Source organism: Natronorubrum sediminis (assembly GCF_900108095.1).
Lineage (GTDB): Archaea > Halobacteriota > Halobacteria > Halobacteriales > Natrialbaceae > Natronorubrum > Natronorubrum sediminis.
Window position 1 is genome coordinate 198172 of sequence record NZ_FNWL01000002.1, and the last position, 14214, is coordinate 212385.

Here is a 14214-nt window from a genome sequence, read left to right on the forward strand (position 1 = left end):
TTGGCGAGCGCGGCGCTTTTGATGCCGGCCTGTGAGCGTGTACGTATGGATATCCATCTCGTCGGTGACGATCCGGTTCGGTCAGCCGTCGTCGCCGCACTCGGTGATGTCGACGTCAGCGTCGTCGACGCCGAACCAGATGATCTCGAGGACGCGCGGTTTGGCATCGTCAGCGACGTCGCCGGCGCAGCGACGTTCAGCCACGCGAGCGATGCAGCCCAGGCGGGCGGGACGCCGTGGATCGCCGTCGAAATCGGCGGCATCGGCGGACACCCACTCGAGGGCGTCGACGCGGCCGTCTCGGGCTTTGCGTCCGCAACCGGCTGTTTCGACTGTCTCCGCCACCGTGTCGCCGCGAACCTCGAGGAGGACGCCGTCAGCGAACGAGCGAGCGGCGATCGGAGCGCCGCCCGACTGGCGGGTGCGCACGCGGGACGGGAGTGTGTTCGCGTGCTCTCGGGTGAGGAGCAATCGGTGATCGGCCACGCCGTCGAACTCCCCTACAATCGGCGTCGATTCCTGCCAGTTCCGGGATGTGGATGCCAGCAGGAAGAACGGAATCGGACGCTCGAGCGCGACGACGATTCGCTATCACTCGACGTGGCGGTCGAACACGCGGAAGCGGCTATCGACGGCCGGGTCGGGATTATCAAGAACATCGGCGAAGTGTCGTCGTTTCCCGCGCCGTACTACCTCGCCACGGCGGCGGAAACGTCTCACTTCAGCGACGCGAGCGCGCCATCGCAGGCGGCCGGGGTCGCCGACGATTGGAACGAGGCCCTGATGAAAGCCGTCGGTGAGGGCCTCGAGCGTTACTGTGCTGGCGTCTATCGAGAGGAAGATTTCGTCCACGCGAGCGAAGACGACCTCGACGATGTCGTCTCGCCGACCGACCTCGTTCGCCCGGACGACGCGCCGGCGTTCGACTCGAGTGCGGACTCGCGGTGGGTTCCCGGCGAGAACCTCGAGACGGGAGCGAACGCGAACGTACACGCGAGTGCCGTTCACTTTCCACAGCCCGGAGAGCGACTCTTTCCGCCGATCACCACAGGACTGGGACTCGGCTCGTCGACCGTCGACGCCCTGCTGTCGGGGCTCACGGAGGTCATCGAACGCGACGCGACCATGCTCGGGTGGTACTCGACGTTCGACCCGTTAGGACTGGCCGTCGACGACGAGACGTACGACGTCCTCGAGCGTCGCGCACGAAGTGAGGGGTTGACCGTCACGCCGTTGCTCGTCACGCAGGATATCGACGTTCCCGTCGTCGCCGTCGCCGTCCACCGCGATCCAGACGCCCTCGAGACGCCGGTCGATCCCCAGGGGGAGGAGTGGCCCGCGTTCGCCGTCGGCTCGGCCGCGGGACTCGACGCAACCGCTGTTGCACGCTCGGCGCTCGAGGAGGCGCTGCAAAACTGGATGGAACTACGCGGGCTCGGCCCCGAAGACGCCGACGACGCCTCCGGATCGATCGGAGCGTACGCGGCGCTTCCCGAGGTGGTTCAGTCGTTCGTCGACGTCGATCGGACGATTCCCGCCGACAGCGTCGGTCCCGACTCACCACCGACGGGCCGTGTCGCCCTCGAGGAACTCGTCTCGCGAACGACCGATGTCGGACTCACGCCGTATGCGACGCGAGTGACGACGCGGGACGTCTCTCAGATCGGCTTCGAGGCCGTTCGCGTCGTCGTGCCGGGTGCACAGCCACTGTTTACCGGTGACCCGTTCTTCGGTGAACGCGCGGAGACCGTTCCGGCGGATCTGGGCTTCGAGTCGCGACTCGAGCGGGAGTATCATCCGTATCCGTAATCTAAGACGTCATCGCCAGAACACAAGCGCACGGACTCTCACACGGGCGTGATTTTCCGTATACGTCGTTCGGGGTTGGTTAGTCGTCGGCGTCGTCTTCGTCGGTGGTCTCGGAGTCGTCTGAATCGTCGTCTTCGTCCGAATCGTCCACCCCATTCGAGTCGTCTTCGACGGTGTGGTTATCGGCATCATCGCCTTCGTCGACTTCCACCGTCATCTCGTCGTCGGTGATTTCGATGACGACGAGTTGGGAGTCTTCCGTGATCGACGCCTCGAGGACCTCGCCTTCCTCGTCATCGTGGATTTCGGCGATGCGTAAGCTCTGTTCGTTTCGATTGAGATTCGGCGGGCCGACGGTTTCGTTCGGACCGACGGTGATGCTCTGGTCGTAGCTCTCACGGCCGGTCTCTCGCTCTCGAGCCTCGAGGACGATGCTTCGGCTCTCCTCGGCCTCGCTGTGAATTTCGATCGGGACGATTCCCTGTAACCCGAAGTGCTCGCGGACGCCGTCGACACAACCTGCGAGCCCGACAGTGGCGGCGACGCCGGCGGACTGGAGTAACGTACGGCGGTTCACACGCTATTGTCGGGAACCGACGACCGTAGGCGTTACTGTTTGGGAGCCAGCCGCCGATAGCGTGGCTTTCGCAACCGTGTGTATTTATGTCGTGTCGAACAGACACACACTCATATGGAGAAAGTTGCGATTGACGAGGTCGACACCCAACCGAATCCGATGGACGTCCACTCGATTCGACGACCGATTTCACAGGCTCTCGAGTTCAGTGACTTCGCGATGAACTACTTCGAACTCGAGCCAGACGAATCGTTTTCCGGTGGGTACCACACCCACTACGATCAGGAGGAAGTGTTCTACGTCGAGGACGGTGAGGCGACGTTCGAGACGGAAGACGGCGACGTCGCCGTCGGGGCCGGCGAAGTGATCCGCTTTGGACCGGGCGAGTTCCAGCACGGCTACAACGACGGTGACGAGACGGTCGTCGGATTCGCCTTCGGTGCACCGGGTGCGAAACACGACTGGGACGAGATCGAATCGATGGTGTACTGCAGAGCGTGTGAGGAAACCGTCGCTCACGGCGTAAACCTCACGGATGCGGGGGCGTTCGAAATGCGTTGTACGGACTGTGACAACGCGTTCACGGCCAACTGAATCTCCGACGTGTCTCTTTTCGAGTCCGTTTGATGTCGTCCGTGCGTTCAACCCGAAGACGGGGACGCTCACGCGCGGACTATTGACATGTTAACAAGTACATTCTCGGGAGTCTAGTTCGTGGTAAATACTACCGTGGCAGAGATCCACAGCGATCGCGACCCAACGTCCGCTGTCACTCCGTCCCAACAGCCGTCACCGGCCTCGAGGTGTTCCGTCAGGATGGGGACGACAGGGACGGTTCAGCGGGCGATGACACACGATCGATGCGGGAAAGCACACACTATGGCACGAAATACGACGATGGGTGCGATTGGTGCATTATCACTGATCGCGCTCGCAACGGCGAGTTTCGGGTGGTATCGAGCGTTCTCGATCGTCGGAGCAATGATTATCCTCGCGGTGATCGCCTCCGCGACGATCGAACGAAGCGACAGCGATCCGGCGTTTGCACCCTACACGGGGTTAATCGCGGGCCTCGCGGTGTTCTTCTTCCTCGGACTCGGTGGGATCTGGCTCACGTGGGATCCCTCCGTTACGGAGTACAATTACGTCCTCGGCGTGCCGGTGCCAACGCTGATCTACTTCGGGTTCATCTGGTTGTTACCGCTGACCGCCGCAATCTACTACTCGTTGATCTTCGATCGAATCGCGAGCGACGAGATCGTCGACGACATCCTTGAGTCCGCTCGAGCGAGACAGCGCGAGGAATCGTTTCCATTGGCACCCAAGCAGCCACGACAGGCGAGCGACGCGGACGGTGAGAGTGAAGTGGTCGACGCCACCGGCATGGCTGATGGAGGTGAGACCAAATGAAGTCGCCACTCGCGCTCACACCACTGCCGTTACAGGAGGAGGGAATCCCCATCGCTGACGATCCCGTCATCATCGCGTTCGGGGCAGCGTACCTGCTCATCGTTCTCGCGATCGGTGTCTGGGGGTGGATGCAGACGGACTCGACGAAAGACTTCCTGATCACGGGCAAGAGTATTGGGACGTGGGTGCTCGCGTTGACCGCGTTCTCGGTGATTCAGTCCGGGTTCGGCTTCGTCGGCGGCCCCGAACTGGTCTACGAGTTCGGGACGACTGCGCTGTGGATCTTCTTCACCGCACCGCTTGGCTTCCTGATCACGTGGATCGTGCTCGGGAAACGAATGCGATTGCTCGCGGACATTCGAAACGTGTTGACGCTCCCAGACGCGATGTACGTTCGCTACGAGAGCGAGTGGGTGCGCGGGCTAAGCGGCGTCGCCGTTGCCCTCGGCGTGGTCGCCTACCTCGCCGTCAATCTGGCCGCACTCCAGTTCGTGATGCGAGCGATTTTCGGTATTCCAGTTATCTGGGGCCTGCTCGGCGGGGCCCTCATCCTGTTGCTCTACAGCATGCTCGGCGGGATGATCGCCGGCGTCTGGACCGACTTCCTGCAGGCGATCACGATGATCGTCGGTGCCGGATTCGTCTTCGCGTACGCGCTCTCCTTCGGCGGTGGCATGGAGAACATCTCGCAGAATCTCGCGAGTACGGATCCCGCACTCGTCTCGCCGTTCGGCGCGATGGGTGGCGCAGAGACCGCCGTTCTCGTCGCCATCGCGTGGTGGGTCCTGTTCTCCGTCGGCGCGGCCGGACAACCTCACCTCATCACGAAGTTCTACATGAGTCGGGACATGACGATTCTCAAATGGGGAGCCCCGATCGCCGCGATTTCCTACGCGATCTCGAGCCTGATCGCCTTTTCGGCGGGCCTCTCGATGCGAGCCATGGTCGAAGCCGGCGAGGTCGAGACGTTCTTCAGCGCCAGTGAGGTCGGCCCCGTCTTCGTCCTCGAGTACACGCCAAGCGTTATCGCCGGACTGATCCTTGCCGCGTTGCTCGCGGCGATCATGTCGACGAGCGACTCGTTCCTCAACATCGGCGCGGCGGCCATCTCGAGGGACATTCCCCGCGCACTCGGACGGCCGATCACCGACAGCAAGACCGAACTCAGAGTCACGCAGGGGGCGTTGGCCGGGCTGACGGTCCTCTCGACGGTCGTCGTCTACTTCTCCGACGCGCTGGTTGGCATTCTCGGCGCGATTAGCTGGGGGTTCTTCGCGGCCGCGTTCGTCCCAATCGTCGTGTTAGGGCTCAATTGGAAGGGGGCTTCGAAGTGGGGTGCGATCGCCGCGCTCGTCGTCGGTATGCTGTTTAACGTCGTCTACAACGTGATTCCGGAGGCGGCAGACATCATTGGCGGTGGGTTCATCGTGTGGCTCAACGAGAACGTGGTCATGGCGACCTACCCGTTCCCGCCGGAGGTCCCGGCCGAAGCGATCTCGTTGCTCGTCGCGATGCCCGTCTTCATCTTCGTCTCGATACTCGCACAGCAGTTCACGGAGCCCGAACGACAGCTTCCGGACGACCTTCACGCACTCTTCGAACGATGACGATGCTGATGACCACAACGGACGAACCGATCGCCAGACTCACGAGATGGCTTCGCCAGCGCCCGAACTCCATCGAGTTCTGGGAACTCGTGGTTACCGACGAGCGACTCGTCTGTTGTTACGTCGGCCAGTCGTATCGCTCGATGCTACTGCGTGCGGACATGGGCGAACGCGAGCGCGCCACCGTCGCGGACGCCCCGATCGAGGACCTCGAGTCACTCGCCGACCAGAACTTCTCGGTGTCACTCGAGGCCCTCGAGTCGATCCGCCACGTCGAAGGGACCCGATTTCGCCGCGCCCGTCTCGAACTCGAGTGGACGGAATCCGACGGCGACCCGACCGGCTACGATGGGGATCTGACGCTCGTCAGCACCAGTGCCGCCGAGTCACAGCGGGACGTCGTTGCCGACCTCGCGGACGATCCGCGACTCAAGGACGTTACGATCGATCTCGCCGACCACCGGTGGTCGCTTCGCTGACGCGCCTCGGCCAGACGGTTTTTCACGCTGAGCGATGACCGGGCACGTATGGCCACGGATACATCCACCTCGGACGAGATCGAGACGACACTCTTCATCACGGTCTCTGGGCCGCCGGGGTGTGGCGCGACGACGCTCTGTGAGCGTCTCGCGGACGCGATGGGCTGTCCGTACGTCTCCGGCGGCGATATCTTCCGCGAACTCGCGGACGATCGGGAGCTGAGCCTCAACCAGTTGACGGCCCAGGCCGACACCTCCGCGGACATCGACCGCGCGATCGATCAGCGCCTCCAGCAGATCGCCGAAAAGTGGGGCATGGCGAACAAACCGTTCATCCTCGAGTCCCGCCTCGCGGGCTGGCTCGCCGGCGAACGCGCCGACCTCCGCATCTGGCTCGACGCACCAGAAGCGGTTCGCCTCGAGCGAATCGCCGACCGCGTCGAAACCGAAGCCGAGATGCGGGTACGCGAGGTCAGCGAAGCCGGCCGGTATCAGTCGTACTACGAAATCGATATCGACGACCGCGAACTCTACGATCTCAACATCAACACGGCGCGCTGGAGTAAACGCGGCGTCTTCGAACTCGTCCGGACGGCGATCGAAGAGTACGATCCGGATGCCGACGAAGGGGCATTTTCGACGCCGGACGTGAATCCGTGAGGCCCGCTACCCGAGGGCGCGAACCCGTGAGGTCGGCTACCGAAGAACGTGAACCCGTGAGTTTTGCCAACGAACGAGGTGAACCCACGAGTTCGGAAGATGGAATCGGAACGAAAACGCGAAACTCGAGTTGGCCCGATCAGTCGCTGTCGGGCGAGTAGTTCGGGGCTTCGTCGGTGATAACGACGTCGTGGGCGTGGCTCTCGGCCTGCCCGGCCGAGGAGACGCGGACGAACTCGCTGCGTTGTTTGAACTCGGGAATCGTCGCCGCACCAACGTAACCCATACCCGATTGCATCCCGCCTGCAAGTTGGTGGAGTTCGGACTTGAGCGTGCCCTTGTACGGCGTCGCGGCCTCGACACCCTCCGGCACGTACTCGTCGTCTTCGTCCGGTTCGTCCTTGAGGTATCGGTCGCTGTCGCCGGATTTCATCGCGCCGACGCTGCCCATGCCGCGGTACTGTTTGTACTTCTTGCCGTTCATCGTCACGACGCGTCCAGGGGCCTCGTCGGTCCCCGCGAAGTACGAGCCGAGCATGACGGCGTTCGCGCCGGCGGCAATCGCTTTAATGGCGTCGCCGGAGTAGCGGATACCGCCGTCGGCGATCACCGGAATGTCGTGTTCACTCGCCACGTCTGCGACCTGTGCGACCGCCGTGATCTGGGGCATCCCCGAACCGGAGACGACTCGCGTCGTACAGATCGACCCCGGTCCGATGCCGACTTTGATTCCGTCCGCGAAGTCGACGAGGTCCGCCGCCGCTTCGCGCGTCCCGACGTTCCCGACGACGACGTCCGCGTCGACGGACTCCTTGATCTCTCGAGCGCCGTCGATGACGTTCAGGTTGTGCGCATGGGCAGTGTCGATGAACAACACGTCCGCACCCGCCTCGTCCGCGGCGGTCGCCCGTTCGTGCTCGAAGGGACTGACGGCGACGCCACAGCGGAGTCGGCCGTCGTCGTCGCGGACCGCTTCCTGGTACTCCCGGCGCTGGAGGATTCCCTGCATCGTCACGAGGCCGACGAGAAGGTTCTCGTCGTCGACGACTGGGACGCGCTCGATCTTGTGTTCGTACATCAGGTCGAACGCGTCGCGTGGATCGATATCGTCAGACGCCGTGATGACCTCGTCGGTCATCGCCGCCGTGACTTCGTCGTCCTCGTTGACCTCGAGGTGGGGCCGGATGTCCGTACTCGAGATGATTCCCAACACTTCGCCGTTCGTGTTCACGACCGGTGCGCCGCCGACGCCCTCTCGTGCCATCCGTTCGTCGACTTCACGGACCGTCATCTCTGGGTCCGCGGTGACGACCGAATCGAGGGGGATGATGAGTTCATCCGCGCTCTTGACGCGCTCGATCTCTTCGACCATCTGGTCGACGTTCATGTTCCGGTGGAGGACGCCGAGTCCGCCGTGTCGAGCCATCGCGATGGCCATGCCACTTTCCGTGACGGTGTCCATGGCCGCCGAGAGAATCGGCACCGACACCTCGACGTTCCTCGAAACGTGTGCGGTGAGGTCCGCGTCGTCTGGTTCGACACGACTCTCTTTGGGCCGCAAGAGGACATCGTCGAACGTTAGCGCCTCCGGTACCCGTAATTTTTCAGAATAAGGCTCCTGCTCAGGGATGTCGTTCGCCATGTAAACCGTCGGAAGCCGCGACGCAAAAACGTTGCGAGATGGCTGCCCTGAACGATTCGGTCGCCCTCGAGTCTGCACTCGCCTCGCGCTGTGAGGGAGAGGGTGTCCGATAGTGTGGCCAAGTTCCGATTTGTCTAAAATACCGTCGATTTAGTACACAAAGTAAATCCCAGATGTGTGCATTCTGCTCCGGGTCTGCACCCCAGTGGTGAGATAGTGACGGGTTGTGAAACGGGTTCTCACACAACGTTTATTGAGAATCCGGTCGTCCGATCCAGTATGTACACTGTGAGTTTCAGTGAAAACCGAACCGCTGGCCTGACGAGCGTCGACTGTGACGCCGCCAAATTCCAGTTCGGTAAATTTACACCAAAACTCACAGCACGAGGCCCTAATCCAGTGCGCTGGTTCCTTCCACACCAGTCCGTACGGGACCGACTCCCCTATTACCCGCCGGCCTCGGGTCATGGCCACCAGCCCTGACCAATGAGTACCTCACGACACCCGGTTGCCCTTCGCCTCGAGGGATTCGTCGGTGGTGACACCCGCTTATTAGCGCTCGTAATGATGCTCCCGCTCATCGACGGGGTGTTTCCGGCGTTAATCCTTGCGGGTGCACTCGACGATCCGTTAGGAGCCGTCCAGGTCGGTCTGTTGATCTTCGGCGGAAGTGCAACGGTCGCCGTCATTCTCGCCGAGATGACCGGCGGACCCCGCGAGCAAGCGATGATCGTCCTGCTGGTGGGCATCCCACTCATCGTGCTCGCGGCAATACAGGCGGCCCTCGCGCCGGCGATCGGAAGCGTCCTCGACATCGTCATCTTCGAGCGATTCGCAGCACTCGTCATCGTCGCCATCGCAGCCAAGACGGCGAGCGCGACGATCGGTGACTACCTCCCGAACCCGATGGTCATCATCGGCCTCGGACTCGTCGCCAGTATCGATCCAAACGGGGCCGCATTCACCGTCATGGACGACCCTGCACTCGTCGCAAACGCCACCCTCGCTGCGGTCGTCGGCGTGGCGTTCGCACTCGCCATCGCCCTCAGCGGCCCGTACCTGCGCGAGTGCATGGACATCGATCGCTTCCGCTTCGGTAGCGCCGTCGCACTCGGCTTGCTCCCCCTCTCGATGCTCGGGATGGCCTTCGGACAGGCCCCGCTGGCCGCCCTCATCGTCGCGGGCGTATTCGCCATCGACCTCCCACTCGACTCGAGCGACGACGCGAACGATGCCACCGACGGTGATTCACCGACCTCGAGTCTGGGTGCGCTCACCGACGGCGGCGACTCGGATTCGGAGTTCGATCTCGAGACGGAAGCGAACGAGGACGACGGTGACTCGGACCCCGGCCCCTACCCCGGAGACGACTCGACCGACACCAACGGGCGCGCCCCGTGGCTCTAATCGAATCGAAACCACTTTAGGCAGGATAGCCCAACTGAGACTCGAGGGGTCGTGGCCAAGCCAGGGATGGCGACTGACTCCAGAGGCTACGGCGCCCGGGACGACACTCCAGAACTGATATACTGATCGGACACCTGATCAGTGTCCGTGTGATGACCCTCTGGAGTTCCGAGGCGCACCGGAGATATCAGTCGATCGGGGGTTCAAATCCCTCCGACCCCATGTGAAATAAAAGGCGAGAGCCGTTCTCTCTCGCCATTTCGACACTTCTTCCTTAGCGGGTGGTCTGCGTGACGACCGCGCCCTGGCCGTCGACTGGAACTGAGTCGACGTGCCGCCATTGCGGGTCGTACGTCACCGACCAATTCGGCCGTGTGTTCGGTGACGGCGACGATCGCGTTCACCGCTGTCGCCACTGCGATTCCTACCGGCGCATCCAGCGCGGCTCTGCAGCTGGGATAGCGGTCGGCGTTCCAGATCCAGAGACGACACCCGGCCACCACGGGGGTGGGTCGGATGTCTGAGCGCCTCGAGTGGCCTGCCGGATTCGAGCGAACGCCGACGGACGACCAAACACGGAATCGGAACTTCGATGTCTCGCTGTCGCAGGCGTTCGACGATCTCGAGGCGGAACTCTCGCGCCTCGAGGTCGACAGTTTCCGCTACTCGTTCGACGCCAACCAGCGAAAGAGCGACCAGCGGCCGTACTCGCGAGCGAACCCCGACAGTCCTGCGTTTGTGCTTCGCTGGAGTATGAGCGGCGAGCAGTACGCCGTTGCCTGTGACCGGTTCTCGCGGCTCCGCGACAACGTGCGCACCGTCGGGCTGTACGTCCGCGAGAAGCGTAAGATGGAACAGCGGCCAGTCGTCACCGGCGAGTCCGAGTTCGCGAACGCGCGACTCCCACCGGCCGACGACGAACCGATTGCGGCTCGCGAACCACCACACGAAATTTTGGACGTCGATTCGAACGCGAGTGCTTCCGAGGTTCGGCGTGCCTTCCGCGAGCAGGTCAAAGACGCCCATCCCGACAACGGCGGGAGTTCGGCTGAATTCCAGCGTCTCACGGCTGCAAAAGAGGCCCTGACGACCGAGGACGGTGGTTCACGATGACCCACTTCGTCCCGGCCAGCGAACTCTATCATGTCGAGAGTGGGACGCCCATAGCCCATCCAGCCCATCAAGCGACCGACGCCGACGTGAAGCGTGCGCTCGAGGCCGAAGGAGATCGGGAGGTCTGTACCGACGGTGGCACCGACTCGAGGGATACTAATCGCTGGGACACCCCGTGTGGGGTTCATCACGGCTACGTGTTTCTTGCCGGTGCGTGCGCTGGCGCAGCTGCGGTTTTGAGTCTAATCGTGGTGGTCGGCGGTGTCTGAGCGCGATACTTGCCGATGCGACGAACTCGAGGAGCGTGTTGAAGAACTCGAGTCGATCATCAACCGCGAACTCGGTTACAGTCTCGGCCAACTCCCGTTAGAACTGCAGTCCGTCTATTGCGACTGTGGCGAGTCGTTTGAAGTGAACCTCGTGAACGGGCTGGTTTGCCCCGAGTGCAATCGCACACACGGCACGGATGCTGACCGCCAGCGGGGTGAACAATGACTCGAGTCGTCGAGTCCGACGAGTGCGAGCGGTGTGACGCGACGGTCGACGCCACCCATCGCCTGTGCAGTGACTGTGCTCGAGAGGTCCGCCGTGCTCGAGGTGGTCCGCTGTGAGTTCACGCACGTCGGAACTCGAGAGTTCGAAAGCGAGCGGCGAATTCCTCGAAGCCGAGTTGGTCCAGGTCGTCGACGGCCTCGAGTACGTCGGTGATCGAACGGCCACCTGGCACGACGCGAGGACAACAGCTGTCCTCGACGCGAGTCGGGCGCTCCCGTTCTACGGGATCGTGCTCGTCGAGCCCGAGACGCCGATCGAAATCAAAGGCTGCCAGATCGAAACGAGCAACGGCGACCGATCGACACGCGGCCGCTTCTACGTCAAGCGCGAGGCACACGAGCAACTGCTCGAGGCGGCCGGGATGTACCTGTTCGTCGTCTACCTCCCGCGGCCGGGACTCCCTCAGGTCGCGCGAGCACTGGTGCCGGCGAGCCTGGTCGACGAGTTGCTGGCCGGACGGTGGTACGCGGTCGGCGGCTCACGTTCCGAGCAGGAGGTTGCGAAACTCGCCTGGTCGCACGTGATCGATCCGACCGGCGTTGATCCGTCGGTCACCGTCGGGTGGTCGCCGTGAGTACCGACGCCGACCGGAATCTCGAGGGTGAGTTAGCGAGCGCGTCCGCTGGACAGGTCGGTATCCCTGTCGACGCGATTTGCGTGGGCTGTGGGCGGACGCGCGTCAAACGCGCTCGTCCCGCGGAGATGGATCAGCCGGTTCACGTCGATCCGACCGACCTCGAGGCGAGTGACCTCACGTCGTTCAAGCACGTCTGCCACCGCTGTCAGAGCGCGACGTGGTGGAATCCGGTTGCGGTCCTGACCGGACTGCTCGAGTCCGAAGGGGGTGAGCAAGAGTGAACGCCGATCACCCGGCGACCGCGGCACACGAGATTCGCGGCTATCTCACCTACAGCGACTACGGCGATTCGCCGTACTGGCAGTGGGGAAAGGTCGTCGCCGCATTCGACGGCGGCCGGAAAGACATCAACCTCGAGCTCGACGGTGAACGGTGGGTCGTCTCGGTTGGCTACCAGAACGGTGGCCTCGAGCCCCGCCCGTCCGATCCGATCGACGGGAACCTTCGCGAGTACCGCGTCACCGCACACGGCGAGGAGGAGCGCAAACTACCACTGTTGATTCAGCCCCGACTCGACTGGGACGCCGAACGCCGCCCCCAGTCGGTCCCGGCCGACCTTGGGCTCGCGACGAACGTCAAACTCGAGCAGTGCGTGAACCTCGAGCCCGCGGAGATTGAAGACCTCATCCCGCGTGTGTTGCGGTTGATCGCCGAGAAGGCGGGTGTCGACTGGCACCCGAACTATTTCACCGGCACACCGCACGAGTATTCGTCCGTCACACAGTACGAGCGCTACCTTCGCGTGATGCGCGAATTCGGGCGGAAGATCGTCAACAGCGACGGAATCTTTCACCGACTGTTCCATCTACTCGCCGACCAGGAAGGCTCGAAGATCGTCTTCTCAGCCGACAATCGGGATGTCGTTGGATACAACCACCAGTTGCAGCTACCGACTCGCGCGGTTTCCGATATGTTTCCGGACGGCACGCGCCACGGAATGCAGCTGAAACACTACCACCCCGAGCACGTTCGGAAAGACGAGAAAACCGACGACGGGGAGACAGACCCGCTGTACCACCCGAAACTCGGTGCGTTGTTCAAGAAGGGGCTCAACGACGAATCGATCCGCTGGCACGAGATCGACGACCTAACCCAGGAACTCGAGGAGACGCTGGTCAACGTGCTCGAATGGGCGGACATCCCGACAAAGGGCTCAACGTCGTTCATCTCGGATTGGCACTTCGACGCGAACAGCCGATCGGAGCAAGACGTAGCACTGTTCGAAGATCCGACGCCAGCAGTGGAGGCCAGTCAGGAATCGGTCTTAATCTCGACGTTGACCCGTCTCTCCGACCGGGACACCGACGTACTCGAGCGAGTCGTACGAACGGACGGCGGGCTGCACGTCGGCGAGATCGCGACCGAAACCGAGTGGTCGACGTCGACGATTTACCGAGCGCTTCGAAAACTCGACGACCTGCTCGAGAACGAGAACGGAAACGTCTCGTTCATCTCGGCGAAGATTCGCGATCGCGTTCGTGAACTCGTCAGCCAGCTCGACGAGACGGTTGAAGCTACCACACGAATTATAGAAGACACGCTTCGGGTCGATCCACGCGACCTCGAGCGCCAGGGTCGTGCCTGGCAGAACTGGCTGACCCGCTACGGTGCCGAATTGGTTCGTGACGGTGAGCAACCCAGCGAGAACGCGAAAATTCGCCTTCGAGAGATCCTCTCTGTATACAAATCCGATTCGTACGAGAACATCGGTGAAATCCTCGAGTACGGTAAAATCTCGTGGATCAAAGCAGGCCGTGATCCGGCTGTCTTCGAGAATGCGACGGTTGTCTTCGACGATCCCGAGGGAACCACGGTTGCGAACAAAGCGCGGCTGTTGATTTCGAAGTACGCGCCGGGCTGAACAAGCCCGTTCGATAGTGGCAACGCTCGGTCTCGTCTCGTTCTTTTATAAGTATCCGTGATATTCACCCCGAAGCACCCTTTCTCGTGGAGAACGCGTTTCGAGTGGAACTACTTTCTTCCAGCACCAGCAGGGTGCAACTCAGTCGACGTTCCCGCCCGCTGCCAACATCCCCTTAGCGAGTGTGTCTAACGACACAAAATCAAAATATACACCGCCCCGCACAGCACCGCTGCGCCGAAAATTCGGCGGCCTTAGACCCGCCAGATACCCGAGAAGTGCATTCGGTGGACCTCCGCCCCGCTTTCGCCGGTCTCCACTTGATGGACAGGAAACGGGGGCGTTTAATACGGCAAATCAATTGAACTGCCTTAGGAAGATACCTATCTGAGTAGTGCTACTTGGTCTTCTACAACGATCAAAGTCACCCCACAGTTTAAGGAAAGAATTAATGCTT

The 14214-nt window shown here is 62.2% G+C and carries 16 protein-coding genes and 1 tRNA gene; 15 read left to right on the forward strand and 2 right to left on the reverse strand.

The genetic code is table 11. The annotated features are described in order from the left end of the window. The first annotated feature begins 45 nt into the window (after positions 1 to 45). Positions 46 to 1809: a YcaO-like family protein gene (locus BLW62_RS08220; protein WP_090506627.1), complete on the forward strand. Its 1764-nt coding sequence runs from the start codon at positions 46 to 48 to the stop codon at positions 1807 to 1809. Between the two features lie 79 nt (positions 1810 to 1888). Here the strand turns inward: BLW62_RS08220 and BLW62_RS08225 are convergent, their stop codons facing one another. Further along, positions 1889 to 2386 carry a twin-arginine translocation signal domain-containing protein gene (locus tag BLW62_RS08225; protein WP_090506628.1) on the reverse strand — a complete coding sequence of 166 codons (498 nt, stop codon included), beginning with the start codon at positions 2384 to 2386 and terminating at the stop codon, positions 1889 to 1891. 114 nt (positions 2387 to 2500) lie between these two features. Here BLW62_RS08225 and BLW62_RS08230 point away from each other — a divergent pair, with 114 nt between their 5' ends. The 5 genes from BLW62_RS08230 to cmk all read left to right on the forward strand — a co-directional run bounded on the left by BLW62_RS08230 (position 2501) and on the right by cmk (position 6542). Beyond that, a complete protein-coding gene (locus tag BLW62_RS08230; protein ID WP_090506629.1) occupies positions 2501 to 2980 on the forward strand; it encodes a cupin domain-containing protein in 480 nt (159 codons plus the stop codon). A 285-nt stretch (positions 2981 to 3265) separates the two neighbouring features. Beyond that, positions 3266 to 3796 (forward strand): hypothetical protein, encoded by a 531-nt coding sequence (locus tag BLW62_RS08235; RefSeq protein ID WP_090506630.1) that lies wholly within the window; start codon positions 3266 to 3268, stop codon positions 3794 to 3796. After that, the gene (locus BLW62_RS08240; RefSeq protein ID WP_090506631.1) at positions 3793 to 5403 is read left to right on the forward strand and encodes a sodium/proline symporter; all 1611 of its coding nucleotides are present in this window, start codon (positions 3793 to 3795) and stop codon (positions 5401 to 5403) included. The genes BLW62_RS08235 and BLW62_RS08240 overlap by 4 nt, the downstream gene beginning before the upstream one ends. Before the next feature lie 8 nt (positions 5404 to 5411). Continuing rightward, positions 5412 to 5882 carry a hypothetical protein gene (locus BLW62_RS08245; RefSeq protein ID WP_175459712.1) on the forward strand — a complete coding sequence of 157 codons (471 nt, stop codon included), beginning with the start codon at positions 5412 to 5414 and terminating at the stop codon, positions 5880 to 5882. 48 nt (positions 5883 to 5930) lie between these two features. Continuing rightward, complete coding sequence (cmk, locus tag BLW62_RS08250; RefSeq protein ID WP_090506632.1) at positions 5931 to 6542, forward strand: (d)CMP kinase; 612 nt, start codon at positions 5931 to 5933, stop codon at positions 6540 to 6542. A 139-nt stretch (positions 6543 to 6681) separates the two neighbouring features. Here the strand turns inward: cmk and guaB are convergent, their stop codons facing one another. Then, a complete protein-coding gene (guaB, locus tag BLW62_RS08255) occupies positions 6682 to 8184 on the reverse strand; it encodes an IMP dehydrogenase (protein WP_090506633.1) in 1503 nt (500 codons plus the stop codon). A 486-nt stretch (positions 8185 to 8670) separates the two neighbouring features. On the opposite strand from guaB, the gene BLW62_RS08260 reads away from it, so the two are divergent. From BLW62_RS08260 to BLW62_RS08300, 9 genes are all read left to right on the forward strand, one after another. Further along, the gene (locus BLW62_RS08260; protein ID WP_090506634.1) at positions 8671 to 9591 is read left to right on the forward strand and encodes a DUF5794 domain-containing protein; all 921 of its coding nucleotides are present in this window, start codon (positions 8671 to 8673) and stop codon (positions 9589 to 9591) included. 45 nt (positions 9592 to 9636) lie between these two features. Further along, positions 9637 to 9813, forward strand: a tRNA-Trp gene (locus BLW62_RS08265). 59 nt (positions 9814 to 9872) lie between these two features. Beyond that, entirely contained in the window at positions 9873 to 10115 is a 243-nt protein-coding gene (locus BLW62_RS18965) for a DUF7563 family protein (RefSeq protein WP_090506635.1), read from the forward strand. Beyond that, positions 10108 to 10704, forward strand: a complete 597-nt coding sequence (locus BLW62_RS08275) for a J domain-containing protein (protein ID WP_090506636.1) — start codon at positions 10108 to 10110, stop codon at positions 10702 to 10704. The genes BLW62_RS18965 and BLW62_RS08275 overlap by 8 nt, the downstream gene beginning before the upstream one ends. Beyond that, positions 10701 to 10973 (forward strand): hypothetical protein, encoded by a 273-nt coding sequence (locus BLW62_RS08280; RefSeq protein WP_090506637.1) that lies wholly within the window; start codon positions 10701 to 10703, stop codon positions 10971 to 10973. The genes BLW62_RS08275 and BLW62_RS08280 overlap by 4 nt, the downstream gene beginning before the upstream one ends. Beyond that, the gene (locus BLW62_RS08285; protein WP_090506638.1) at positions 10966 to 11199 is read left to right on the forward strand and encodes a hypothetical protein; all 234 of its coding nucleotides are present in this window, start codon (positions 10966 to 10968) and stop codon (positions 11197 to 11199) included. The genes BLW62_RS08280 and BLW62_RS08285 overlap by 8 nt, the downstream gene beginning before the upstream one ends. Before the next feature lie 112 nt (positions 11200 to 11311). Next, a complete protein-coding gene (locus BLW62_RS08290; RefSeq protein ID WP_090506639.1) occupies positions 11312 to 11833 on the forward strand; it encodes a PD-(D/E)XK family putative nuclease in 522 nt (173 codons plus the stop codon). Then, positions 11830 to 12117, forward strand: coding sequence for a hypothetical protein (locus BLW62_RS08295; protein ID WP_090507543.1), 288 nt, complete (start codon positions 11830 to 11832; stop codon positions 12115 to 12117). Before BLW62_RS08290 ends, BLW62_RS08295 begins: the two co-directional genes overlap by 4 nt. Then, positions 12114 to 13757: a DUF7845 domain-containing protein gene (locus BLW62_RS08300; RefSeq protein WP_175459713.1), complete on the forward strand. Its 1644-nt coding sequence runs from the start codon at positions 12114 to 12116 to the stop codon at positions 13755 to 13757. Before BLW62_RS08295 ends, BLW62_RS08300 begins: the two co-directional genes overlap by 4 nt. Positions 13758 to 14214: the final 457 nt, after the last annotated feature.

Excerpts from the sequence above, each read along its gene's own strand:
- BLW62_RS08220 (WP_090506627.1), top strand. The coding sequence starts at position 46 with ATGGATATCCATCTCGTCGGTGACGATCCGGTTCGGTCAGCCGTCGTC.
- BLW62_RS08230 (WP_090506629.1), top strand. The coding sequence starts at position 2,501 with ATGGAGAAAGTTGCGATTGACGAGGTCGACACCCAACCGAATCCGATG.
- BLW62_RS08235 (WP_090506630.1), top strand. The coding sequence starts at position 3,266 with ATGGCACGAAATACGACGATGGGTGCGATTGGTGCATTATCACTGATC.
- BLW62_RS08240 (WP_090506631.1), top strand. The coding sequence starts at position 3,793 with ATGAAGTCGCCACTCGCGCTCACACCACTGCCGTTACAGGAGGAGGGA.
- BLW62_RS08245 (WP_175459712.1), top strand. The coding sequence starts at position 5,412 with ATGACCACAACGGACGAACCGATCGCCAGACTCACGAGATGGCTTCGC.
- cmk (WP_090506632.1), top strand. The coding sequence starts at position 5,931 with ATGGCCACGGATACATCCACCTCGGACGAGATCGAGACGACACTCTTC.
- guaB (WP_090506633.1), bottom strand. The coding sequence starts at position 8,184 with ATGGCGAACGACATCCCTGAGCAGGAGCCTTATTCTGAAAAATTACGG.
- BLW62_RS08260 (WP_090506634.1), top strand. The coding sequence starts at position 8,671 with ATGAGTACCTCACGACACCCGGTTGCCCTTCGCCTCGAGGGATTCGTC.
- BLW62_RS08275 (WP_090506636.1), top strand. The coding sequence starts at position 10,108 with ATGTCTGAGCGCCTCGAGTGGCCTGCCGGATTCGAGCGAACGCCGACG.
- BLW62_RS08280 (WP_090506637.1), top strand. The coding sequence starts at position 10,701 with ATGACCCACTTCGTCCCGGCCAGCGAACTCTATCATGTCGAGAGTGGG.